Annotated in this window: 23 protein-coding genes, 1 tRNA gene, 1 other RNA gene and 1 riboswitch; of the genes, 24 read left to right on the top strand and 1 reads right to left on the bottom strand. The window is 42.8% G+C overall.

The features are described from left to right. Positions 1–45: 45 nt before the first annotated feature. The 5 genes from A6749_RS07470 (at position 46) to A6749_RS07450 (ending at position 3,744) form a co-directional block, all read left to right on the top strand. Positions 46–504, top strand: a complete 459-nt coding sequence (locus tag A6749_RS07470) for an 8-oxo-dGTP diphosphatase (RefSeq protein WP_066387262.1) — start codon at positions 46–48, stop codon at positions 502–504. Positions 505–526: 22 nt separating this feature from the next. Continuing rightward, positions 527–1,420 (top strand): RNase adapter RapZ, encoded by an 894-nt coding sequence (gene rapZ / locus A6749_RS07465; RefSeq protein ID WP_066387258.1) that lies wholly within the window; start codon positions 527–529, stop codon positions 1,418–1,420. Further along, a complete protein-coding gene (locus A6749_RS07460) occupies positions 1,417–2,400 on the top strand; it encodes a gluconeogenesis factor YvcK family protein (RefSeq protein ID WP_066387257.1) in 984 nt (327 codons plus the stop codon). Before rapZ ends, A6749_RS07460 begins: the two co-directional genes overlap by 4 nt. Positions 2,401–2,475: 75 nt before the next feature. Beyond that, a complete protein-coding gene (gene whiA, locus A6749_RS07455) occupies positions 2,476–3,426 on the top strand; it encodes a DNA-binding protein WhiA (protein WP_066387256.1) in 951 nt (316 codons plus the stop codon). A gap of 60 nt (positions 3,427–3,486) precedes the next feature. Next, positions 3,487–3,744: an HPr family phosphocarrier protein gene (locus tag A6749_RS07450; RefSeq protein WP_066387255.1), complete on the top strand. Its 258-nt coding sequence runs from the start codon at positions 3,487–3,489 to the stop codon at positions 3,742–3,744. Positions 3,745–3,843: 99 nt separating this feature from the next. On the opposite strand, the gene clpP is transcribed toward A6749_RS07450, so the two are convergent. Next, positions 3,844–4,446: an ATP-dependent Clp endopeptidase proteolytic subunit ClpP gene (gene clpP, locus A6749_RS07445; protein WP_066387250.1), complete on the bottom strand. Its 603-nt coding sequence runs from the start codon at positions 4,444–4,446 to the stop codon at positions 3,844–3,846. Between the two features lie 206 nt (positions 4,447–4,652). Here clpP and A6749_RS07440 point away from each other — a divergent pair. The 19 genes from A6749_RS07440 (at position 4,653) to metE (ending at position 25,350) form a co-directional block, all read left to right on the top strand. Then, a tRNA-Arg gene (locus A6749_RS07440) sits at positions 4,653–4,724 on the top strand. A 170-nt stretch (positions 4,725–4,894) separates the two neighbouring features. Then, positions 4,895–6,217 (top strand): RNA polymerase factor sigma-54, encoded by a 1,323-nt coding sequence (gene rpoN / locus A6749_RS07435; RefSeq protein ID WP_066387248.1) that lies wholly within the window; start codon positions 4,895–4,897, stop codon positions 6,215–6,217. Between the two features lie 23 nt (positions 6,218–6,240). Beyond that, a complete protein-coding gene (locus tag A6749_RS07430; protein ID WP_066387243.1) occupies positions 6,241–6,495 on the top strand; it encodes a glutaredoxin family protein in 255 nt (84 codons plus the stop codon). A gap of 135 nt (positions 6,496–6,630) precedes the next feature. Continuing rightward, positions 6,631–7,653: a sugar-binding transcriptional regulator gene (locus tag A6749_RS07425; RefSeq protein ID WP_066387231.1), complete on the top strand. Its 1,023-nt coding sequence runs from the start codon at positions 6,631–6,633 to the stop codon at positions 7,651–7,653. A 53-nt stretch (positions 7,654–7,706) separates the two neighbouring features. Further along, on the top strand, positions 7,707–8,714 hold the full coding sequence (gap, locus tag A6749_RS07420; protein WP_066387225.1) for a type I glyceraldehyde-3-phosphate dehydrogenase: 1,008 nt from the start codon (positions 7,707–7,709) through the stop codon (positions 8,712–8,714). 150 nt (positions 8,715–8,864) lie between these two features. Beyond that, positions 8,865–10,049: a phosphoglycerate kinase gene (locus A6749_RS07415; protein ID WP_066387222.1), complete on the top strand. Its 1,185-nt coding sequence runs from the start codon at positions 8,865–8,867 to the stop codon at positions 10,047–10,049. A gap of 178 nt (positions 10,050–10,227) precedes the next feature. Then, entirely contained in the window at positions 10,228–10,989 is a 762-nt protein-coding gene (tpiA, locus tag A6749_RS07410; RefSeq protein ID WP_066387219.1) for a triose-phosphate isomerase, read from the top strand. After that, entirely contained in the window at positions 10,982–12,514 is a 1,533-nt protein-coding gene (gene gpmI / locus A6749_RS07405) for a 2,3-bisphosphoglycerate-independent phosphoglycerate mutase (protein WP_066387211.1), read from the top strand. Before tpiA ends, gpmI begins: the two co-directional genes overlap by 8 nt. Positions 12,515–12,561: 47 nt before the next feature. Then, positions 12,562–13,860 (top strand): phosphopyruvate hydratase, encoded by a 1,299-nt coding sequence (eno, locus tag A6749_RS07400; protein ID WP_066387209.1) that lies wholly within the window; start codon positions 12,562–12,564, stop codon positions 13,858–13,860. Between the two features lie 66 nt (positions 13,861–13,926). Continuing rightward, positions 13,927–14,844, top strand: a complete 918-nt coding sequence (locus tag A6749_RS07395) for a DUF7916 family protein (protein ID WP_066387204.1) — start codon at positions 13,927–13,929, stop codon at positions 14,842–14,844. 93 nt (positions 14,845–14,937) lie between these two features. Further along, a complete protein-coding gene (secG, locus tag A6749_RS07390) occupies positions 14,938–15,171 on the top strand; it encodes a preprotein translocase subunit SecG (RefSeq protein ID WP_066387199.1) in 234 nt (77 codons plus the stop codon). Positions 15,172–15,602: 431 nt separating this feature from the next. Then, the gene (locus A6749_RS07385; protein ID WP_066387196.1) at positions 15,603–16,349 is read left to right on the top strand and encodes an alpha/beta hydrolase; all 747 of its coding nucleotides are present in this window, start codon (positions 15,603–15,605) and stop codon (positions 16,347–16,349) included. Between the two features lie 24 nt (positions 16,350–16,373). Beyond that, complete coding sequence (rnr, locus tag A6749_RS07380; protein ID WP_066387191.1) at positions 16,374–18,713, top strand: ribonuclease R; 2,340 nt, start codon at positions 16,374–16,376, stop codon at positions 18,711–18,713. 553 nt (positions 18,714–19,266) lie between these two features. Continuing rightward, entirely contained in the window at positions 19,267–19,734 is a 468-nt protein-coding gene (smpB, locus tag A6749_RS07375) for an SsrA-binding protein SmpB (protein WP_066387188.1), read from the top strand. Positions 19,735–19,888: 154 nt separating this feature from the next. Beyond that, positions 19,889–20,226, top strand: a transfer-messenger RNA (tmRNA) gene (ssrA, locus tag A6749_RS07370). Positions 20,227–20,645: 419 nt separating this feature from the next. Beyond that, the gene (locus A6749_RS07365; RefSeq protein WP_066387185.1) at positions 20,646–21,395 is read left to right on the top strand and encodes a hypothetical protein; all 750 of its coding nucleotides are present in this window, start codon (positions 20,646–20,648) and stop codon (positions 21,393–21,395) included. Positions 21,396–21,494: 99 nt separating this feature from the next. Continuing rightward, positions 21,495–22,205, top strand: coding sequence for a DUF421 domain-containing protein (locus tag A6749_RS07360; RefSeq protein ID WP_084797686.1), 711 nt, complete (start codon positions 21,495–21,497; stop codon positions 22,203–22,205). 82 nt (positions 22,206–22,287) lie between these two features. Beyond that, complete coding sequence (locus A6749_RS07355) at positions 22,288–22,626, top strand: YmaF family protein (protein ID WP_066387166.1); 339 nt, start codon at positions 22,288–22,290, stop codon at positions 22,624–22,626. Positions 22,627–22,733: 107 nt separating this feature from the next. After that, positions 22,734–22,930: riboswitch (cobalamin riboswitch) on the top strand. A 146-nt stretch (positions 22,931–23,076) separates the two neighbouring features. Beyond that, a complete protein-coding gene (metE, locus tag A6749_RS07350) occupies positions 23,077–25,350 on the top strand; it encodes a 5-methyltetrahydropteroyltriglutamate--homocysteine S-methyltransferase (protein ID WP_066387157.1) in 2,274 nt (757 codons plus the stop codon). Positions 25,351–25,465 lie beyond the last annotated feature (115 nt).

The raw sequence follows: 25,465 nt of genomic DNA, 5'->3' as shown, positions 1-25,465 counted from the left end.
TACAGGATATAAGAGCGATTTGCTCTTTTAAAGAAGGTGAATAGGGTGCAGCGTGTTACCAATTGTGTCTTGGTCAAGGATCAAAAAGTATTATTGCTGCAAAAACCGCGCAGAGGCTGGTGGGTAGCTCCTGGCGGGAAAATGGAGCCGGGCGAATCGGTACGTGATTCGTGTATCAGGGAATACCGTGAAGAAACAGGTGTATACTTAAAAAATCCGCAGTTAAAAGGGATTTTTACGATGATTATGAAGGAAGGGGATCAGCTTCTTTCGGAATGGATGATGTTTACGTTTATTGCGACAGAATCAGATGGTGTCGACCTTGATGAATCTGAGGAAGGAAAGCTTGCGTGGCACCCGTTCGACGATATCAAAAATCTGCCAATGGCTGCAGGTGATCATCATATTATTGACTATATGATCCATGGAAAAGGAATCATTTATGGCACTTTTACCTATACAAAAGACTTTCAGCTAATTAGTTACCGATTAGATCCGAGCTAGAATATTTAGGAGGAATTGAATAATGAGTACCGGTTCGACAAGTGATGTTCAAATCGTGATAATTACCGGAATGTCCGGCGCCGGAAAAACTGTTGCCGTCCAAAGCTTTGAAGATTTAGGGTTTTTCTGTGTTGACAATCTGCCCCCTACATTGCTTCCAAAATTTCTAGAACTAATGAAGGAATCCGGGAATAAAATGAATAAAGTTGCCCTTGTCATGGACCTCAGGGGACGGGAATTCTTTGATCATCTGTTTAAGTCATTAGATGAATTGGCGGAAACCTCATGGGTGACGCCAAGGATACTATTTTTAGATGCCGATGATGCTTCATTGGTCAGACGATACAAAGAGACTAGAAGATCCCATCCGCTGGCCAAATCAGGGCTGCCGCTTGAGGGTATCACTCTTGAAAGAGAGCTGTTAGAGGAATTAAAGGGGAGAGCTCAATTAATTTACAACACTTCCCAGATGAAACCACGCGAATTACGTGAGAAGATTGTAGAGGAATTCACTGCGAATAAACAATCGATCTTTACCGTCAATGTCATGTCATTTGGCTTTAAATATGGTATCCCAATCGATGCGGATCTAGTGTTTGATGTACGCTTTTTGCCAAATCCACATTATATTGAACATATGCGTCCGAAAACAGGGCTGGAGGAGGAAGTTTCCAGTTATGTTCTGAAATGGAATGAAACGCAAAAGTTTATTGAAAAAGTGACGGATTTGCTCACATTTATGCTTCCGCATTACAAACGGGAAGGAAAGGCGCAGCTGGTCATTGCCATTGGCTGTACCGGCGGGCAGCACCGTTCGGTAACATTAGCGGAGTATATCGGGAAGTATTTCCAAAAGGATTACAAAACCGTCATTTCGCACCGTGACATTGAGAGGAGAAAGGAAAAAACAACATGAGCGATTATGGTCAGCCACGAATTGTCGTCATCGGCGGGGGAACAGGGCTTCCTGTTTTGCTCAGGGGCTTGAAACAGTTTCCTGTTGAAATAACTGCCATTGTGACGGTTGCCGATGATGGCGGCAGTTCCGGCAGAATCCGTGAAGACCTGAATATTCCGCCGCCCGGTGATATCCGTAATGTGTTAGCGGCCCTTTCGGATGTTGAACCATTAGTGGAGGAAATGTTTCAACACCGCTTTAAAACATCGAATGAGCTATCAGGACACTCGCTTGGCAACCTCATTTTAGCAGCCATGACCTCTATAACCGGCAATTTTGTTTATGCGATTCAGGAAATGAGCAAGGTATTGAATGTCAGAGGCAAGGTTTTGCCGGCTGCCAATCAAAGCGTTGTTTTGCATGCGGAAATGGAGGATGGGACTGTCGTTTCGGGTGAATCAAAGATACCTTATTCCGGGAAAAAAATAAAAAGGGTATTTTTGACACCGGAAGATATTCGTCCATTACCGGAAACGCTGCAGGCAATCCGCCAGGCTGATTTAATTATCCTCGGCCCAGGAAGTCTTTATACGAGTATATTGCCGAATCTTCTCGTTCCCAAGCTTGGTGACGAGGTATGCCGTTCGTCCGCTAAAAAGGTGTATATTTGTAATTTGATGACACAGGCTGGAGAGACACATGGATTTTCCGCAAGTGATCATATTAAAGCGTTTTACGAACATATGGATTGTGCTTTTATTAATACAATTCTTGTGAATAATAAGGAAATTCCGCAGGACGTACAGCTCCGTTATAAAGAAGAGCTGGCCAGCCCAGTTGCTTATGATATGCCGCAGCTGTTTGAACTGGATCTTGAGGTCGTTCATGCAGATATCGCAAACCTGGAAAATGGTGCGCTCCGACATGATCCAAAAAAGGTGGCAAAAATTTTATATAACTTGCTGATTAATGAAACCAAAAAGCGTTATAAAGCGTAAATATGTTATAGAATTATGAAAATATAAATATTTTTGAAAACATTTTTAAAACTGTTGTTAATGGAGGTGAGGGAGATGTCTTTCGCTTCGGAAACGAAAAAGGAATTAACTAATCTGGAAGTGAAAAGCTGCTGTATTCGTGCAGAGTTATCAGCTCTTATTCGAATGAACGGTTCCCTTTCCTTTTCAAATCGCGGAATAGTTGTCGATATTCAGACCGAAAATGCAGCGATTGCCAGGAGAATTTATACTTTATTGAAAAAAAGGTATGATGTTCAAGTAGAATTATTGGTAAGAAAGAAAATGCGCTTGAAAAAGAATAATGTGTACATTGTCCGTCTCACCCAGCAAGCAAAAGAAATTCTGGAAGATACATTCATTTTAGGTGAAGGCTTTACGTTTATTCATGATATATCTCCTATGCTTGTGAATAAGAAATGCTGTAAGCGGTCTTATTTACGCGGCGCCTTTCTGGCAGGGGGGTCGGTGAATAATCCGGAAACGTCATCCTATCATTTGGAAATAGCATCGCTTTACAAAGAACATAACGATTCTTTATGTGAGCTGATGAATACCTTCGGGCTGAACAGCAAAACGCTTGAGCGCAAAAAAGGGTTTATCACATACTTAAAGGAAGCAGAGAAAATTACCGAGTTTTTGAACATAATTGGCGCTCATAATGCTTTGCTTCGTTTTGAAGATGTTAGAATTGTCAGGGATATGCGCAATTCTGTGAACCGTTTGGTCAACTGTGAAACGGCTAATCTAAATAAAACAATTGGTGCCTCAATCCGGCAGGTAGAAAATATTCGTTTTATTAACCAGACGGTTGGGCTGCAAATTTTACCAGATAAGCTGCGGGAGATTGCGGAGCTGCGTTTGCAGTATACGGATGTCACGTTAAAGGAACTGGGGGAAATGGTTTCCGGTGGTTCGATTAGTAAATCGGGCATTAATCATCGTTTGCGAAAAATAGATGAAATTGCCGAAAAGCTTCGAGCTGGGGATATGCCCATTAAGAAATAATTCATTCATCTTTGTGAAAAAATAAACAAAATAGATAGATATTGAGGAGGATTTCAGATTATGATGGAGAAACAAGTGGAAGTAAAATTAAAAACGGGGTTACAGGCACGGCCGGCTGCTCTTTTTGTTCAGGAGGCGAATCGCTTCTCCGCGGATATTTTCTTAGAGAAGGACGGCAAAAAGGTTAACGCTAAAAGTATTATGGGGTTAATGAGCTTAGCAGTAGGTTCAGGTGTTGAAATTACGATTATTGCAGATGGCGATGATGAAGAAACGGCCATTAATGAGTTGAGTGATTTCATCGAAAAGGAACATTGATTTTGTAACAGTATGCAGCAGGGTATGGCCAAAGGGACCAGCCCTTTTTGCGTTACAAAAAAACAACCGGCAAAAGGCTGCCGATTGTTTTGAGATTTATTACTTTTCTTTTTTATCAAGGATATTACGGCTGATGATGTTATCAATTAGTCCGTATTCTTTTGCTTTATCAGCTGTCATGAAGTTGTCGCGGTCAGTGTCGCGCTGGATCACTTCAATTGGCTGGCCTGTGCGTTCAGCTAAAATGCCGTTTAATTTTTCACGCAGGAATAGAATGCGCTTTGCGGCAATTTCGATTTCTGTAGCCTGCCCTTGAGCACCGCCAAGTGGCTGGTGAATCATAACCTCGGCATTTGGCAGGGCAAAACGTTTGCCTTTTTCGCCTGCTGCCAGTAAGAAAGCACCCATGGATGCGGCCATACCGATACAAACAGTTGATACGTTAGGGCGAATATATTGCATCGTATCATAGATCGCCATACCGGCTGTAATGCTGCCGCCAGGGCTGTTAATATAAAGGGTGATATCCTTTTCTGGGTTTTCTGCCTCCAAGAAAAGTAACTGTGCGACAATACTGTTGGAAACATTATCGTCGATGGCGCTGCCGAGCATGATGATTCGGTCTTTTAACAGACGAGAATAAATGTCATAAGCTCTTTCGCCGCGGTTTGTTTGTTCAATAACTGTAGGAATTAAATTCATTTTCTTTCCTCCTTTGGATTGAAAAGGCTTAAAACTATGTATAGTTATCATACACTGATGGTCAATAAAGGTCAAACAATACACCTTTATTTTTGTTCGACAACTTTCCCTCTAACAAGGATATCCAGTCTTTCGTTATTTAAAACCTATTCCCCTCTTGCAAAGATAGAGATAATGTCATATAATATGTGAGTCGCTAATATTTTGCCCTCGTGGTGTAACGGATAACACGCAAGATTCCGGTTCTTGTACTGGGGGTTCGATTCCCTCCGAGGGCGTTATGAAAATCTCCTGATCATTTAATGACAGGAGGTTTTTATTTTTATCGATACCTCCCTGTTTCCTCTAACTTCTACTAAAGCAGTAATTCAGACAAAACTATCCAAAACGAATTTTCCGATACACCAAACCGCCTCTTTCATGTAAAATAGTCGTAGGGGGGAGAGAAATGAATTTAAAAGCAGGTTTATGGCAGCAGCAGACGCTCAAGCTGGCGATGACCCAGGAGCTGTCTCAGGCAATTGCTTTATTGCAATACTCAGCTCAAGAATTGAGTGAGTTTTTGGAAAATAAAGCACTCGAGAATCCTTTATTACAAATAGAGAATGTCAATGTGCAGCCAATGAATCCCCTGATTGACCGAAATCGGAAAAAGCATCAAAAGGCGGAAAAGAATTGGATTGAACAAATCGCTGCAAAATCATTTTCACTTGAAGAGCAATTACTATCACAATTAAATATAAAAGCTTTATCTAGGGAACAATTACGAGTTATTCGCTATTTAATCCAGCATTTGGATGAAAACGGTTACCTTGCTGATGATCTGCATGAGATTGCGTCAAAGCTGAAAATTAGCAGCGAGCTGGCCGAAAATTGTTTACTAATGATTCAATCGCTCGAGCCAGTAGGGATTGGAGCACGAAATTTGCAGGAGTGTCTGCTCATCCAAGTAGAATATGAAGATCCCGATAATGAGCTGGCAAAAAGAATTCTTACAGACTATTTCGTCCCGTTTGCTGAGAAGAAGTGGAAGCAAATCGCCAAGGAGCTGCAGGTGTCATTAAAGGATATTCAAACTGTATTCGATGAAATCCAATTATTAAATCCAAAACCGGGCGCCATGTTAGGCCGTGAAACATCTGCTTACATTATTCCAGATGTGATTATTGAACAAACCGTTGAGGGCTTGACCGTCCGTATGTTTGACGATACGATTCCTAAAATTACATTTAATGACCAATATTTTAATAAATTTAAGGACAAGGACCAGCAGGTAAGCCGTTTTTTACAAGATAAGCTGCAGGATTACCAATGGATCTTAAAAAGTATTGAACAGCGCAGGGAAACATTAACGAGGGTCGTCGCTAAAATTGTCGAGAAGCAAACGGCCTTTTTCCAAAAGGGGCCGCAAAATTTAGTGCCGATGACAATGAAGGAGCTGGCTGCTGAGCTGGATATCCACGAATCAACCGTGAGCCGGGCTGTCCGTGAAAAGTACGTGCAGACACCAATTGGCACCTTCACATTGAAGTCGTTTTTTACAAGCACAATCCAAACCGTCTCGGGGGATGAAAATACCTCATCCACTCAGGTGAAAAACGCCATCAGCAAGCTGATTGACAACGAAAACAAAGAAAAGCCATTATCCGATCAGGACATCGTGGAACAACTAAAAACAGCAGAAGGAATCGTTGTATCACGCCGAACCATCGCCAAATACCGCGACCAGCTTGGCATCCCGTCCTCCTCAAAACGGAAACGGTTTAACTAGTGTTAAGAAAGGAACATAATTTTATGCCGCAGACGATTGTTACGATTTATTCTCGCAGCCGTTGTCCTTTGTGTGATAAGGCATTGGCGTTGCTGCTTGAGCTTAAAGAGGAGTATGATTTTGATCTTGAAGAAGTGGATATTGAATCGAGTGATGAATTGACGGAGCGTTATGGGTTGATGATCCCGGTTGTTCATATCGACGGTGAAGAGGCAGCCTATGGATTTGTAAATAAATTTGACATAAGTAATCGTTTACAGCAAAAAAAGGAAATCTAAATGTTTGAAATAAGTTTTCACTCCTGTTACAATAAAAAACGTAGCAAGAGTGATTTTTTTTGCGGCTAGTGGGACATAATATGTCTATGGTGGACATTTTTTGACCAACAACATATTATAAAGGAGTAAACACTTATGCAGTCCTTCATCGATATCACAAAAAGATTATTGCCTGATTTCCTGCCAGTTCTGCAAAAAAGGTATTCCATTCTTCGTTCAATCGGATTTATGCAGCCGGTAGGGCGCAGAAGCTTAGCGGCAAGTCTTGGTTTAACCGAAAGAGTTCTTCGTAGTGAAGTAGACTTCCTCAAAGATCAAAATCTTATTACCGCAAATAATATCGGGATGAGTTTGACGCTGGAAGGACGAAATCTGCTGGAGGATTTGGAAGGCTTGATGCGTGAACTTAAAGGAATTGATGTCCTAGAATTGGAGCTTAAGCATCGTTTAGGAATCAAAAAGGTAATCATCGTACCTGGTGATGGAGATGAGTCGCCACTTGTTAAACGCGAGCTTGGCAAAGCCGCTGCTGTTTGTATGAAAAAGCTTCTTCAAGGGGAAAATATCATCGCTGTGACCGGCGGTTCAACCATGGCCGCAGTTGCTGAACAATTAACTCCTGAATGCGGTGATAAGAAATTATTATTTGTTCCGGCACGTGGCGGTGTTGGTGAAGATGTGCAAAATCAAGCGAATACCATTTGCGCAATTATGGCAAACAACACCCATGGAAAGCATCGAGTTTTCTATGTGCCAGATCAGGTTAGTCCGGAAATTTATCATTCCTTGATTAAAGAGCCTGACATACATGAAAATTTAAAGCTGATACAATCCGCTAACATGGTTCTTCATGGGATTGGAGACGCTATTAAAATGGCTGGGCGCCGAAAAAGTTCCTCGGAAATCTTAAAGAAGCTTGAAGAGGCAGACGCTGTAGGAGAAGCGTTTGGCTATTACTTTAACGAAAGCGGCGAGATTGTCCATAAGGTGTCAACCATTGGCATGCAATTGGAAACACTTGAAGGAATCCCGAATGTGCTGGCTGTTGCCGGAGGGACTTCAAAGGCTAAGGCAATCAAAGCTTATATGAAACAGGCACCCGCATCTACCATCCTCATCACGGATGAAGGTGCAGCGGGATCATTAGTTAAATGGTAGTTTATAAAATTTTTTAAATAAATGCTTTACCCAAATAAAGGAGGAAATTTATCATGACAGTTAAAGTTGGTATTAATGGATTTGGTCGTATTGGACGTAACGTATTTCGTGCAGCGTTAAATAACGATAATGTGGAAATCGTGGCAATCAACGATTTAACAGATGCAAACATGCTTGCCCATCTTTTAAAATATGACACTGTACATGGAACTCTTACAGAAGATGTAACAGTTGATGGCGAATACTTAGTGGTTGGCGGTCATAAAGTAAAAGTTCTTGCTGAACGCGACCCTGCACAGCTTGGCTGGGGCGACCTTGGTGTAGAAGTTGTTGTTGAATCAACCGGCCGTTTCACAAAGCGTGAAGATGCTGCGAAGCACTTAGAAGCAGGCGCTAAAAAGGTTGTCATTTCTGCTCCGGCAAATAACGAAGATATCACCATCGTTATGGGTGTTAACCAAGATAAATATGATGCAGCAAACCATCATGTCATTTCTAACGCTTCTTGTACAACAAACTGTTTAGCTCCATTTGCTAAAGTGTTAAATGACCAATTCGGAATCAAACGCGGTATGATGACAACTGTTCACTCTTATACTAACGACCAGCAAATCCTTGACTTACCGCACAAAGATTACCGCCGTGCCCGTGCAGCTGCGGAAAATATGATCCCAACAACTACTGGTGCTGCAAAGGCTGTTGCTCTTGTATTGCCTGAGTTAAAAGGTAAATTAAACGGTATGGCAATGCGCGTACCAACTCCAAACGTTTCTGTTGTTGACCTTGTAGCTGAATTAGAAAAGGACGTTACTGTTGAAGAAGTAAATGCTGCATTAAAAGCTGCTGCAGAAGGCGAATTAAAAGGCATTTTAGCTTACACTGAACTTCCATTAGTATCACGTGACTTTAACGGTGCAACTGTTTCTTCTACTATTGATGCACTTTCAACAATGGTAATTGAAGGAAACATGGTAAAAGTATTATCTTGGTACGATAACGAAGTTGGTTACTCCAACCGCGTTGTAGACCTTGTTGATTACATCGCTCAAAAAGGACTATAATTTTTGGTTAGCATTGGTATTTTTAAGGCAAACTGTTTATAATATTTATGGTATTCCATGGGGAGTAGGGGGGATTCCCCCTCTCCTTTTTTAATGTAATTTGCTTTAACGACTTTAAAGCATAAAAGCCATACATAGGAGGTCCTTTCGATGAACAAGAAAACGTTAAAAGATGTCGATGTCAAAGGGAAACGCGTGTTTTGCCGGGTAGACTTCAACGTGCCAATGCAGGATGGAAAAATAACAGATGAAACCCGGATCCGTGCAGCACTGCCAACTATTCAATATTTGGTGGAACAAGGTGCAAAAGTGATTTTAGCCAGCCACCTCGGCCGCCCAAAGGGGAAAGTGGTCGAAGAAATGCGCTTAACCCCAGTGGCAGTAAGGCTTTCTGAGCATCTTGGCAAAGAAGTAAAAAAGGCTGACGAAGCATACGGTGATTCTGTTAAGGCATTAATTGACACGATGCACGAAGGCGATGTTTTGCTGCTTGAAAATGTTCGCTTTTACCCAGGTGAGGAAAAGAATGATTCAGAGCTTGCAAAAGCATTTGCTGAGCTTGCCGATATTTATGTGAATGATGCCTTTGGTGCGGCACACCGGGCACATGCCTCTACTGAGGGAATTGCTCACCATCTTCCGGCTGTCAGCGGCTTCTTAATGGAAAAAGAATTGGATGTACTCGGTAAAGCTCTTTCGAATCCAGAGCGTCCATTTACCGCAATCATAGGCGGCGCGAAAGTAAAGGACAAGATCGGTGTTATTGAAAATCTGCTTGAGTTAGTAGACAATCTTATTATCGGCGGCGGTCTTGCTTATACATTCGTCAAAGCGCAAGGGCATGAAATCGGCAAATCATTGCTTGAAGAAGACAAAATCGAACTTGCCAAATCCTTCATGGAAAAAGCAAAAGCAAAGGGCGTTAACTTCTATATGCCGGTTGATGCGATTGTTGCTGATGATTTTTCGGCAGATGCCAATACGAAGGTGGTTGCGATTGAGGAAATTCCGGCTGACTGGGAAGCACTTGATATCGGTCCAAAGACAGCGGCTATCTATCGTGATGTAATTGAAAAATCAAAGCTTGTTATTTGGAACGGACCAATGGGTGTATTTGAAATCGATAAATTTGCAGGCGGAACTAAGGCAGTTGCCGAAGCGCTTGCTGCTGCGAAAGATACGTATTCTGTCATCGGCGGCGGTGACTCAGCGGCGGCGGTTGAAAAGTTTGGGTTAGCCGATCAAATGAGCCATATTTCAACTGGCGGTGGCGCCTCACTTGAGTTTATGGAAGGAAAAGCACTTCCAGGTGTTGTTGCTTTAAACGATAAGTAAATTGACTCTAATTCAGTAATATAAGCTTAACAAATTTTATTGTTGGCAAAGGCGGTGTAAGCAGAGCTAAGCTTCACAAATTTAAAGTGAAATATTAAATTATTGAAGCTTTAAATAGGTGATCCAATACGCTTTATGCGACGCTCCGACCCTTGCCAAATGGAAAGGGATGTCCAGCATGCGTAAACCGATTATTGCAGGAAACTGGAAAATGCATAAAACACTTTCTGAAGCGAAAAGCTTTGCTGAAGAAGTGAAAGGACTTGTACCTGCTTCAGAACAAGTGGATTCCATTATTTGTGCTCCAGCATTATTTTTACAAAGCCTAGTAGAAGCTGTAAAAGGTACAAATGTAAAAATTGGTGCACAAAATATGCACTTTGAAGAAAGCGGTGCTTTTACCGGTGAAATCAGCCCGAAAGCACTTGAGGACCTTGGCGTAGAGTATGTCATCATCGGACACTCAGAGCGCCGTGAAATGTTGAATGAAACGGACGAAACCGTGAATAAAAAGACATTAGCAGCTTTCCAATACAATTTAACTCCAATCGTTTGCTGCGGTGAAACATTAGAGCAGCGGGAAAACGGCGAAACAATGGAGTTTGTTGGCGGACAAATTGAGAAGGCATTAGCCGGATTAACCGAAGAGCAAGTGAAACAAACCGTTATTGCCTATGAGCCAATCTGGGCAATCGGAACCGGGAAGTCTTCTACTTCAAAGGATGCCAATGAAGTATGTGCGCATATCCGTCAAACAATTACTAAGCAATTTTCCGACGAAGTGGCACAGGCGGTCCGCATTCAATACGGCGGCAGCGTGAAGCCTGCGAACATTAAAGAATATATGGCAGAGCCGGATATCGACGGTGCTTTAGTCGGCGGTGCAAGCCTAGAGCCACAATCATTCATGCAGCTATTGGAGGCGGGCAAAAATGAGTAAAGCCCCAGTAGCCCTAATCATCTTAGATGGTTTCGGATGCCGCAATGAAACAAAAGGAAATGCCGTTGCTCATGCGAAGAAACCGAACTTCGACCGTTTCTGGAGCACCTATCCGCACTCCCATCTAACTGCGAGCGGTGAGGCAGTCGGTCTTCCAGAAGGACAAATGGGTAACTCAGAAGTCGGTCACTTAAATATTGGTGCCGGCCGGATTGTTTACCAGAGCTTAACGCGGGTCAACATTGCTATCCGCGAACACGAATTTGAAAAAAATGATACTTTTCTTGGTGCCATGAAGCACGTGAAAAAGCATGGCACAAGCCTTCACTTGTTTGGCTTATTGTCTGACGGCGGGGTGCACAGCCATATTGATCATATGTTTGCGCTGTTAAAGCTTGCTAAAGACGAAGGTGTTGAAAAAGTCTATATTCATGCCTTCCTTGACGGTCGTGATGTAGGACCACAAACAGCACCAACATATATTCAGCAAACACTGGACAAAATGAAAGAGTATGGTGTCGGTGAATTTGCAACGATTTCCGGGCGCTATTATTCTATGGATCGTGATAAGCGCTGGGAGCGTGTTGAAAAATCTTACCGTGCTATGGTGTACGGAGAAGGTCCAACCTACTCGAATCCGTTAGAGCTTGTAGAAGATTCCTACTCACATGGGATTTTTGATGAATTCGTCATTCCATCCGTGATGGTGAAAGAAGACGGCGAGCCTGTAGCAACAATTCAAGATAACGATGCTGTGATTTTCTATAACTTCCGTCCGGACCGGGCAATTCAAATCTCGAACACCTTTACAAACGAAGACTTCCGTTCGTTTGACAGAGGACCAAAGCATCCGAAGCATTTACATTTCGTGTGCTTAACCCACTTCAGCGAAACGGTTGACGGTTATGTGGCGTTTAAACCAACAAACCTTGACAACACATTAGGTGAAGTCTTGTCGCAAAATAATTTGAAACAATTGCGGATTGCTGAGACCGAAAAATATCCGCATGTCACCTTCTTTATGAGCGGCGGTCGTGAAGCGAAGTTCCCTGGAGAAGAGCGGATTTTAATTAACTCACCAAAAGTTGCAACCTATGATCTGAAACCGGAAATGAGCGTCTACGAAGTAACTGATGCGCTGTTAAATGAAATCAAGGCTGACAAATTCGATGCAATTATTTTAAACTACGCTAACCCGGATATGGTCGGTCACTCAGGTAAACTTGAGCCTACGATCAAAGCGATTGAAGCGGTGGACGAGTGTTTGGGTAAAGTTGTTGATTTAATTCTCGAAAAAGGCGGAGCAACGATTATTACCGCCGACCATGGGAATGCTGATGAAGTGGTAACACTTGAAGGCAATCCAATGACTGCCCACACTACAAATCCTGTGCCGGTCATTGTCACAAAACCTGGGATCGAATTACGCGAAGGCGGCATTCTCGGTGATTTGGCGCCAACTGTGCTGGATCTTTTGAATGTTGAAAAGCCTGCAGAAATGACAGGAACATCGATTATAAAGTAAACTCGTATTGATGCAAAAATAAATAATTTTTTTAAGGAGAGAAAGACATGCCATTTATTACTGAAGTATATGCTCGTGAAGTATTGGACTCCCGCGGTAACCCAACAGTTGAAGTGGAAGTATACACTGAATCTGGCGCTTTTGGCCGCGCATTAGTTCCAAGCGGTGCTTCTACCGGTGAATATGAAGCAGTTGAACTACGTGACGGAGACAAGAGCCGTTACCTTGGCAAAGGTGTTCTTAAAGCGGTTGAAAATGTTAATGATATTATTGCTCCAATGCTAATAAGCGAAGAGTACAGCGTTCTTGACCAAGTCGGCGTGGACAAAGCGTTAATCGAGCTCGACGGTACAGAAAACAAAGGAAAATTAGGTGCGAACGCAATTCTAGGTGTTTCTATGGCTGTTGCCCGTGCTGCTGCTGACTATTTAGGACTTCCTTTATACCAATACCTTGGCGGGTTTAACTCTAAGCAGCTTCCAGTCCCAATGATGAACATCGTAAATGGCGGCGAGCATGCTGATAATAACGTTGATATCCAAGAATTTATGATCATGCCTGTAGGTGCTCCAAGCTTTAAAGAAGCACTGCGCATGGGTGCGGAAATTTTTCATACATTAAAAACAGTTCTAAAAGGCAAAGGCCTTAACACAGCTGTTGGTGACGAAGGCGGTTTTGCACCAAACTTAGGTTCAAACGAAGAAGCCCTTCAAACCATTGTAGAAGCAATTGAAAAAGCCGGCTATAAGCCAGGCGAAGAAGTTATGCTTGCAATGGACGCTGCATCTTCTGAGTTCTACAGCAAAGAAGACGGCAAATACCATCTTTCTGGTGAAGGTGTTGTCAAGACTTCTGAAGAAATGGTTGCTTGGTACGAAGAGCTTGTTTCTAAATACCCAATCATCTCAATCGAAGACGGCCTTGATGAAAACGACTGGGAAGGCCACAAGCTATTAACTGAGCGCATCGGCGGCAAAGTTCAATTAGTTGGTGACGACCTATTTGTAACGAATACAAAGAAGCTTGCTGAAGGTATCGAAAAAGGTATTGGCAATGCCATCCTTATCAAAGTGAACCAAATTGGTACACTAACAGAAACTTTCGATGCTATCGAAATGGCTAAGCGTGCTGGCTACACTGCAGTTATCTCTCACCGTTCTGGTGAAACAGAAGACAGCACCATTGCCGACATCGCGGTAGCAACTAATGCCGGACAAATTAAAACAGGTGCACCATCCCGTACAGACCGTATTGCTAAGTACAATCAATTACTTCGCATCGAAGACCTGCTTGGCGAAACTGCTCAGTACCATGGAATAAAATCCTTCTATAACTTGAAAAAATAATAACTTTTTAAAGTTAAGGCATCCATGATTTGTGGGTGCCTTTTCTCACAAAGGAGGTAATGTTTCATGAAACGTCTATTAGACTGTACTGCATCTGATTTTGCCAAAATGTCGGGAAAAGAGCTTAAGCAGGCCATTCTAGCATCAGAGGGCCGGACAATGGTCGCCGAAGTCATCGGAGCCGTCACCCCGTACTACCCAGCTGTCACCAACGCCGAAATGGCCGCAGCCTTTGGCGCCGACCTCATCCTGCTCAACTTCTTTGATGTCTTTAATCCACATTTTGAGGGGTTATCCACAACGGCGCCTGACACCATTGTGAAAGAGTTGAAAAAACTTGTCGGCAGGCCGATTGGGTTGAATTTGGAGCCTGTAGATATGGATGCGGTTCAAATGGAGACTTTACATGAGTTGCCAGAGGGGCGGATGGCAACGGAAAAGTCGCTGCGGAAGGCGAAGGAATTAGGCTTTGATTTTGTCTGTCTTACAGGAAATCCAAAGACAGGTGTATCCAACACGGCGATCACCAAAGCGATTCAAGTAGCCCGTAAGGTTTTTGGAGAAGATGGTTTAATTATTGCTGGAAAAATGCATAGTGCCGGTGTGGCCGGTGAAGCAGGCGGTAGCTTGATGTCAACTGACACCTTGCATTCGTTTATCGAAGCAGGCGCTGACATTATACTCATTCCTTCTCCAGGAACCGTTCCAGGATTCACTGTTGAAAAAACAGCAAAATTAGTTGATGCCGTTCATGAAAAGGGTGCACTGGCGATCCTTACAACAGGAACAAGCCAAGAAGGTGCCGACGAAGCAACGATTAAGCAAATTGCCTTAAACAGCAAAATGGCAGGTGCAGACCTCTTCCACATTGGCGACGCCGGTGCATCGGGAATGTCCATACCGGAAAATATTATGGCCTATTCGGTTGTCGTGAGAGGGAAACGCCATACATATGTGAGAATGGCCTCTTCTATTTCAAGATAATTACCAAAAGTTGTCGCAATATTCTATTGTGAAACGGGAATTTTTATGGTAAATTTAATGTACTGTGTTATGTGTCTACAGGAGGTGGCCTTCATGCATACATTTTTAGTCGTATTATTAGTAATTGTAAGTATCGGATTAATTGCAGTTGTACTACTTCAATCAGGCAAAAGCGCTGGACTATCCGGTGCCATTTCCGGTGGTGCAGAATCATTATTCGGTAAGCAAAAAGCACGGGGAATTGATTTGATTCTTCATCGAATTACGGTTGTATTAGCCGTTTTATTTATCTTACTAGCACTTGCCGTTACTTACTTTAAAATTTAATATGAAATGATCGAAACCCGGCCATTGTGCCGGGTTTTTGTGTCTGCCTGAAAATGTTTCACGGAATATATGGTTATAGTTGGCGGAATAAACGTGAAAATCAGTGGAATAAATCAGAAAAACCGCGGAATACCATCAAAATCGGTGGAATAAACTTAAAATCTGGGTGGTATCTAAACTAAAAAGGGTAGATTGGCGAAAATAATGCAGAAGTTCCCGAAATTATTGTGAAAATCGGCGAAATAAATCCAGAAACCCGCGAAATAAACATAAAACTTCGCGAAATACGATCCAGCTTGCGCGGAATCGATATAAGAATATCCCGGATAAAAAGCTCACTTCCACATCTATCAAGCCTTTTTTCTGGATTGTTAGCGACACCATTGCTTAAACTAAAGAATAGCAATATTTGCATCAAAGGAGTTTTTTACATGAAAATTACATTACCAAAACCATTTACCTTTCAAGGCGGGAAGAGGGCCGTTCTCCTGCTGCATGGCTTTACCGGTAATTCATCTGATGTGCGAATGCTGGGACGTTATCTTGAGAAAAGAGGCTATACTTGCCATGCGCCGCATTATAAAGGACATGGTGTGCCGCCGGAGGAGCTGGTCCATACTGGCCCTGAAGAGTGGTGGCAGGACGTCTTAAACGGGTACAATTTTTTAAAAAATAACGGTCACGAGGAAATTGCGGTGGCAGGACTTTCCTTAGGCGGCGTATTTTCCTTAAAATTAGGATACACTGTACCTATAAAAGGAATTGTGCCAATGTGTGCGCCGATGTATATAAAAAGCGAACAAGTTATGTACGAAGGGGTCCTCGAATATGCCCGGGAATTTAAAAAGCGAGAAGGAAAATCGGACGAGCAAATCGAATTGGAAATGAACGAGTTTCAAAAAACACCGATGAACACGTTAAAAGCACTTCAAGGATTAATCTCAGAAGTCCGGAAAAATATTGACATGATTTATGCGCCAACCTTTGTGGTTCAAGCCCGCCATGACCATATGATCAACCCTGAAAGTGCTAATATCATCTATAACGAAATCGAATCAACAACAAAAGAAATCAAGTGGTACGAAGAATCAGGTCATGTGATCACGCTTGACAGGGAAAGAGACAAGCTGCACGAGGATGTGTACGCCTTTTTAGAAAAACTGGACTGGCACGATTAGAAATCCGATTGAGGAGGGATTGCCATGGAAGAAAACATTCAAAAGCACATCAACAGGCTTTTGCAATATATGAAGGACGAGGCCTATAAACCATTAACTGTTCAGGAACTGGAGGAAGCCTTTGGCATACAGGATTCGGGCGACTTTAAGGAATTTGTTAAAGCGCTCGTTAATATGGAGGAAAAAGGATTAGTCGTCCGTACTAGAGCTAATCGTTACGGACTGCCGGAAAAAATGAACCTTGTACGCGGAAAGCTGACGGGCCATGCCAAAGGGTTTGCCTTTGTGGTTCCTGATGAACCTGGTATGGACGATATTTTTATCCCGCCGACAGAAACAAATAACGCGATGCATGGGGACACGGTATTAGTCCGCGTGTCCTCAGAGAGCGCCGGACAGCGCCGTGAAGGGAGCGTTATTCGAATTATTGAACGGGGGGTGCAGCAGATTGTTGGCACCTATGTTGAAAGCAAAAACTTTGGCTTTGTGATTCCCGATGATAAAAAATTCGCTAGTGATATCTTCATCCCGAAAGAGGCATCCAAAGGGGCGGTTGAGGGGCATAAGGTGGTTGTTAAATTAACCACGTACCCTGAAGGAAGAAAAAGTGCCGAAGGGGAAGTAGTCACGATCCTTGGCCACAAAAACGACCCCGGTGTTGATATCCTTTCAATTATACATAAGCACGGGCTGCCAATGGCCTTTCCTGATGAGGTTTTACAGCAGGCGAATGCCGTGCCTGACACCATCGACGAAAGTGAATTGACGAACCGGCGTGATCTTCGCGGTGAGACGATTGTCACGATTGATGGGGCCGATGCGAAGGACCTTGACGATGCGGTTACGGTGACTAAGCTTGAGAACGGCAATTACAAGCTTGGCGTTCATATTGCCGATGTCAGCTATTATGTAAAGGAAGGGTCACCGATTGACCTTGAAGCAGCCGACAGGGCGACGAGTGTTTATTTAGTTGACCGCGTTATTCCGATGATTCCACATCGCCTGTCGAATGGGATTTGTTCCTTGAATCCACAGGTTGACCGGCTTGTGTTATCGTGCGAAATGGAAATCGACTCAGTGGGCCATGTGGTTTCCCATGAGATTTTTCAAAGTGTGATTAAAACAACCGAGCGGATGACCTATCACGATGTGAACAGAATCCTTATAGATAAGGATGAGGAAACGAGAGCCCGCTACGAGCCGCTGGTGCCGATGTTTGAATTAATGGAGGAACTGGCAGCCATCCTTCGTAATAAGCGGATGACGCGCGGTGCGATTGATTTTGATTTCAAAGAGTCAAAAGTACTTGTCGACGAAGAAGGCAAGCCGACTGATGTCATTATACGTGAACGTTCAGTGGCGGAGCGGCTGATTGAAGAGTTCATGCTAGCTGCCAACGAAACCGTTGCGGAGCATTTCCACTGGATGGAAGTGCCGTTCATTTACCGAATTCACGAAGATCCAAAAGAAGATAAGCTGCGAAAGTTTTTCGAGTTTATTACAAACTTTGGCTATATCGTAAAAGGGACGGCCAATCAAGTGCACCCAAGGGCCTTGCAGGAAATTATTGAAGAGGTGCAGGGTAAACCGGAGGAAATGGTCGTTTCCACTGTAATGCTGCGCTCGATGCAGCAGGCCAAGTACTATCCTGAAAGCATTGGGCACTTTGGGTTATCGACGCAGTTCTATACCCACTTCACTTCTCCAATCCGCCGTTATCCAGATACGATTGTGCACCGATTAATTCGGACTTACATCATTGAAGGCAAGCTGGATGAGGCAACGCGGGAAAAATGGAATGTCGACCTGCCTGACATTGCCGAGCATTCTTCAAAAATGGAACGCCGTGCAGTAGATGCGGAGCGGGATACCGATGAATTGAAGAAGGCCGAGTATATGGAGGATAAGATTGGTGAAGAGTACGATGGTATTATCAGTTCGGTAACAAACTTCGGGATGTTTGTCGAGCTGCCGAATACGATTGAAGGCCTTGTCCATGTCAGCTATATGACCGATGATTATTACCGTTTCGATGAGCGCCATTACGCGATGATCGGCGAACGCACCGGGAATGTCTTCCGTATCGGCGATGAAATCACCGTCCGCGTGGTAAAAGTAAATAAGGAAGAGCATTCCATTGATTTCGAGATTGTCGGCATGAAAGGCACACGCCGCCGCGAACGTCCTGATACACCGAAGGTTTTTAAAACAGGCAGCGAAACACATAAACCGCGGAAAAACAAGGAAGGCGGCAATAATCAAAAGCCGAATGCCTCGGGTGAAGGGAAAAAGCCAAAAAAGAAACGTAAATTTTATGAGAATGTCCCAGTGTCTAAGAGCACGAAACGGAAAAAGAAGAGGTAGATTAAGTTTTATAGGTGTCTACGTGCAGGAACGAGCATAAAAAAGCAGTGCAAGGTCACGTAGAAGGGTTCTACGTGACCGAACAGGCATGAAAAAGCAGCGCAAGGTCAAGTAGAAGGGTTCTACGTGACCAAACGAGCATAAAAAAGTGGTGTAAGGCCACGTATAAGGGTTCTACGTGCCCGAAAGAGCATAAAAAAGTGGTGTAAGGTCACGTATAATGGGTCTACGTGCCCGAACAGGCATGAACAATCAGCGCAAGGTCACATAGAAGCGGTCTACGTGCCCGAACAGGCATGAAAAAGCAGCGTCAGGTCACATAGAAGTGTTCTACGTGCCCGAACGAGCATGAAATAGCAGTATAAGGTCATTTAGAAGTGTTCTACGTGCCCGGACGAGCATAAAAAAGCAGTGCAAGGTCACGTAAAAGTAATCTTGTGTGTATGAACAAGCGAGACAGCACTAATGAGAGGGCTCCATACGAGCTCTCTTTTCGTTGTACTGAACTCCGCGTTTCTGTTACAATAAAATCCAGAGATGAGGTGAAACTTTTATGCCAAGAGGAGTAGGAAAGGTAGTTGCCCAAAATAAAAAGGCGACGCATGATTATTTTATCGAAGAAACGTACGAAGCCGGCATCGTCCTCCAAGGGACCGAAATCAAGTCCATTCGTGCCGGGCGAGTTAATTTAAAGGATTCTTATGTCAGGATTCAAAATGGAGAAGCCGATTTATTCGGAATGCATATCAGCCCATATGAGCAGGGAAACCGATATAATCATGATCCATTACGAACACGGAAACTGCTGCTTCATAAAAAGGAAATTAATAAGCTATATGGAGAAGCTAAAGAATCCGGCTATGCACTTATTCCATTAAAGCTTTATTTAAAAAATGGCTTCTGTAAGGTTTTAATTGGTCTTGCAAGGGGTAAGAAAAACTATGACAAGCGTGAAGACCTGAAGAAGAAGGAAGCGAAGCGTGAAATTGAACGTGCCTTCCGCGAGCGTCAGAAAATGTAATTTGGTTTATCTTACAATTACTTACAATTGCAAAATTCACTGAGTATGTTATAATAAGTTTGTCGCTGAGATAAGCGATAGAAACTTTTGCTCAAACAACTTGCCAGTTTCCTAACGTTCTTGCTGATCATCAGCACTTTTATAATGGGGACGCTACGGATTCGACAGGGGTAGTTCGAGCTTGGGTTGCGAGTCGAGGGGATCGGCCTCGTTAAAACGTCAAAGCCAATAACTGGCAAAACTAACAACAACTTCGCTTTAGCTGCCTAATTAAGCACTAAGCGGTTCGCCCCTCCATCGCCTGTGTGGTAGGGTAGCGGACTCACTTTTAGCAGGCTACGCCGGATTCCACCGCCTGAGGATGAAGGAAGAGAACAACCAGGCTAGCTGACCGGCCGCCCGTCGATAGGCAAAAGGCTCAGCGAAACACGAATATATCGACTACACTCGTAGAAGCTTAAGTGCCGATATCTTTGGACGTGGGTTCGATTAATAACTTAGTCGCCTTGTATGGTAACATACAAGTGAAAATCCGGCTTTATCGGTGAAACCTAAGTCGCAAAAAATGCGATAAGGCAATGCCGAGCGGTATGTGGAGTAATCCAACAGCCGTGTATCGACTTATAGGCTGCCATTCTAAATGGTAGTACTAGGATGCGAAATCCTGCCGAAAAAGGTAAATATATATTTCGCATAAGACGCCGGGGGACCTGCCTGATTGATAGCAGGTTCAAGATATAGTCAGTGCCATGACGAAAGCATGGAAGAGCACGTCCCACCGTCTCCACCATACATAAGGTGGAATACAAGACTAGCATTCAAAATGCTGGTCTTTTTTATATTTAAAAACCCAAATTATCCCCCTTTTATAAAACACTAATGGTAAAATTATCTAAAGGGGGGGATCTAAATTGAGTAATTTAATTATAAGAAAACTCACAGCTACCTTCTTCACAACAACATTTATTTCAATGCTTTTCAGTATTATAACGGTTAACACAACTGCCGAAATTGTCTATAACAAAGGCGAGCATTTTGTTGGCTGGTTCTTCATTTTTTTTATGTACATTGGTGCAATTATTTTAATTTATGGAAATTTGGTTTCTATTGGAATTGAATACATTCAAAGAAGGTATTTTCAGCAAAACGACCTGCTTTATATAGTGATTGTCGGGCTTTTTGGCTTGGCAAATGGTGTGTTTTTTCAAGAAAGAACACTTGCCATTTATGGCATGCTTGCAGCGGTTTTATATGGAGTAATCGATAAGTGGCTATCCAGGAAAAAAAGGAGAGGTGTCATAGTTCTTTTACCAATAGCCTTACTTTTATTAATTTGGGGTTATTTCCATCTCACTTCCCCGCCGATGCCGCCATTCACAAAAGAGGATGCGGTGGCATTTGCTACTTCCGGGGAAGGGACGGTTATCAACGAGTTTCCGAAAAAAATCGGCAAATGGGAAGAAAACATTAACGGTTACCTAATAACTAAAGAGACAACTGCAAAAGAAATTGAAAACGAAATATATATCGTCACTTTTTCAGAAAGCTGGAAAAAAGGAACCGAAAAGGGAAAATGGCAATTAGCTTATAAAGTAGAACGTGGCAGCCTATCAGGTATCGGCGGAAAGGGAAGTTTACCGCCGTACTATAACAAAAATTGAGTACATCAACGGTACTCAATTTTTTATATTCTAGTTTAGTTCCGCTCGAATCTTCTAATACTATCGATAGAATAGCCGAATTCCCCAGAGGTGAAGCATTTGGAACTCATTTACCGTGCGGTGGTCGTCTTTTTAGTTGGATTTTTGTTTTTAAGGCTGACAGGAAAAAAGGCTGTCGCAGAAATGCACTCGTTCGATTTATTGTATATCTTTGTGCTTACGAATATTATCAGTACTCCTGTGGAAGTAGAGAACCTTGGAAAAGCCATCATCTATTCCGCAATCACGGTCATTATTTATAAAATTATCGTCCGTTTATCGTTACATAACAAATTAAGATGGCTCTTATATGGAAGCCCTACAGTCCTAATTCGGAACGGTGATATTGATCGTAAAGGGCTGAAGAAGGGCAGAATGCCCATAAATGAATTATTGGCACACTTACGTGTAAAAGGGTATACGGATACGCAAAATATTGCCATTGCCGTAATGGAGGAGACCGGCGAGATAAGTGTAATTCCCAAAGCGGAATATCGCCCGGTTCAGCCGAAGGATTTAAAATTAAAAGTAAAAAAGGAATATTTGCCGATTCCACTAATCATGGACGGTCAAATCATTTCTCATAATTTAAAATACCTTGAGTTAGACATTGAGTGGCTTATGAAAGAGGTGAAAAAAAAGGGAGAAAAGGTAGAGGACATTATGCTGGCCGTATTTTTAGAAAATAGAAAGCTGTTTATTGATAATAACAAAATCCAACATAATCATAATAGTGACCCTAATTACTATAAGCCTGGGAAGGATAATTGATAAATTTCCCACCCCAACTAAGCATATTCCCTTTTTTATGAAAATATCATGGGTAATAAAGCTGCATAAGGGGTGGGGGAATATGGCAAGGGTAGGTAAAGACGATTTTGTTAACGGTTTTGTTCCGCACCATAATCATGGCTCGGTTGATTATACATCGATGAGTTCAGAGCACGTTCATCAATGTTTAGATGTTACATCACCACCAATCCAAACTCAGGATGGAAGCCACATTCATTATACGGAAGGGTATGTGATGTTTGAAAACGGTCATAGCCATCACTATAAGGCCTACTCGGGGCCGGCGATCCCAGTAGGAAACGGCATGCATGTTCATTACTATGATTTTTTTACTAGTGAGGATGACGGCCACAATCATCGTGTCACAGGGGTAGACAAACCTGCGCCGGGAAATAGATAAAGCAAAGCGATTTTTCATTTTTTAAAAATTAGAGTTGAAATAAAATTGGAACTTTTTATTACTTTGCAGTATGATAGCATTATACTATCAAAGAGATGGTATACCTAATAGAATAAGTGGGAACAGGTTCCTTGGATGCTTATGTTCAAGGATGAAAAGGGAAGCTCGGTGTAAATCCGACACGGTCCCGCCACTGTAAAAGGGAAATCAACGCATGTTTAAACCACTAATCGGGATGATTGGGAAGGTATGCGGCTGGTAATGATCCTTAAGTCAGGAGACCTGCCTGTTTCGACAACGCTGTAAACCTACGGGAGATAGGGAGGTGTTAGATTGACTGCTAATAATACAAGGGCGGCGTATGCCGTGATCGATATTAGGCTTTTCTAACTTTCTATTGAAACGTTAGGAATGCCTTTTTTATTTGAAAAAATAGGAGGAACTTGAGAGATGAAGAGCAGTAATTTAGGGTACCCAAGGATTGGGGAAAACCGCGAATGGAAGAAAGCTTTGGAAGGATATTGGGCAGGGAAAATAACAGAGTCCCATTTTCTAGTACAAATGGAACAAATTCGCCTTAACCACTTACAAAAACAAAAGGATGCGGGCATTGATCTGATTCCGGTAGGGGATTTTACTTTTTATGACCATATACTTGACTTGGCCGTGATGTTTGGCTTTGTTCCTAAAAGATATGAGTACGAGGATGGTGCTGTGCCGCTTTCAACCTATTTTGCGATGGCGCGTGGCAGTGATAGGGCAGTTGCCTGTGAAATGACCAAATGGTTTAACACGAATTACCATTATATTGTCCCGGAACTGGGTGACCGGAAACCAACACTGACTGAAAACAAGCCGCTGCATGCCTATCGTGAAGCAAAAGAAAAGCTAGGGATTGATGGAAAGCCCGTCATCGTGGGTCCTTATACGTTTTTAAAGCTGTCCAAAGGGTTTGGACCAAAAGAATTACCGGCACTTATTTTGCAAATTGTTCCCCTTTACATTCAAGTTTTACAAGAGCTAGCGGCAGAGGGAGTACAATGGGTGCAAATTGATGAACCGATTCTCGTTACATCAGTTACAAAAGATGAAATGAGAACAGTCCTCTATATCTATAAACAGTTGAACGAAGCGGTGCCGAAGCTTAGAATCATGCTGCAAACCTATTTTGACGCAGTTGAGCATTATGAAGATGTTGTGAATTTACCGGTTGCTGGGGTTGGCTTAGATTTTGTCCATGGTTTGGAAGGGAATCTGCAAGCAGTAAAAGAACATGGATTTCCTACGGATAAAGTGCTTGGAGCTGGTGTAATTGATGGGCGGAATATTTGGCGCTCCGATTTATCGGTAAAAAGGGAACTTGTCGAGACTCTCAAGAGCATCGTACCAAAGGAAAGTTTATGGCTGCAGCCTTCATCCAGCCTGCTGCATGTGCCTGTTACAGTCCGTTATGAAAACGAGCTGAATCCGACGGTAAAAGAAGTATTGGCTTTTGCTGATGAAAAAATAGTAGAAATAGTTTCCTTAGCGGAAAACGTTGTGAACGGGGGAGAAGAGCCATTTGCTCAATCTAAAACAGCACTTGCCCGCTTGAACCAATCAGCGGATAGAAATAGAAAAGAAATTCAAGAAGCAGCTGCCGCTTTCATTTCTCAGGATGTTCAGCGTAGTTCCTCCTTTGAACAACGTCAGGAAATACAAAAAGCGTGGAACCTGCCGCTCCTTCCGACCACAACTATTGGTAGTTTTCCGCAAACGTTAGAGGTTCGGCAGGCGCGAAGAAAATGGCGGCAAGGCGAATTGACGACAGAAGAATATGATCAATTTATTCAAAAAGAAATTCGGAAATGGATTGAAATTCAAGAGGATATCGGCCTTGATGTATTCGTTCATGGTGAATTTGAACGGACGGATATGGTTGAGTTTTTCGGTGAAAAATTAGGCGGATTTGCGTTTACCAAGAACGGCTGGGTGCAATCCTACGGCTCTCGCTGTGTAAAGCCGCCAGTCATTTATGGGGATGTTCAGTTTCTTCAGCCAATGACGGTTAAGGAAAGTGTCTTCGCACAGTCTCTAACTAACAAACCTGTTAAGGGCATGATTACTGGTCCGGTGACAATTCTAAACTGGTCTTTTGTCCGGGATGATTTGCCTCGGTCGCATGTAGCTTTTCAAATCGCCCTTGCTTTAAGAAACGAAGTGGAGGCTCTTGAGACAGCAGGGATTAAAATGATTCAGGTGGATGAACCGGCATTGAGAGAAGGCCTGCCGTTGAAGAAATCAGCATGGGATGATTATTTACAGTGGGCGATAAAGGCCTTTCGGGTGACAAACTCTTCCGTTGCGGATATGACGCAAATCCATACCCATATGTGCTATTGCGAATTCCATGATTTTATTGGAGCTATTGACCAGTTGGATGCCGATGTCATCTCGATTGAAACATCGCGAAGTCATGGGGAGCTTGTTTCCGCCTTCCATCACAATGCCTACCATAAAGGAATCGGGCTTGGCGTCTATGATATCCATAGTCCGCGGGTGCCGTCATGTGAAGAAATCAACGAAGTGATTGAACATGGTTTAAAGGCTCTTGAAAAGGACCAATTCTGGATTAACCCCGATTGTGGATTAAAAACTAGAGGGATGGAAGAAACCGTTCGCTCTTTAGCCAATATGGTGACAGCGACACATATAGTTCGTGAGCGCTTAGGTGTGAAAAGTTAAATATACGGAGTCAAAACCAAAGGTATAGCAATTGCCTTTGGTTTTTTCCTCCTCTTTTTCGAAAAGTAGATTTACAAGATCGAATAATATATGTTAACTTATTTTATATATTAGT

Origin of the sequence: Neobacillus mesonae, from assembly GCF_001636315.1 — a bacterium.
In the GTDB taxonomy this organism is placed as follows: domain Bacteria; phylum Bacillota; class Bacilli; order Bacillales; family Cytobacillaceae; genus Neobacillus; species Neobacillus mesonae.
The sequence above is the reverse complement of the archived record's forward strand: the minus strand, read 5'-3'. Positions and strand labels throughout refer to the sequence as shown.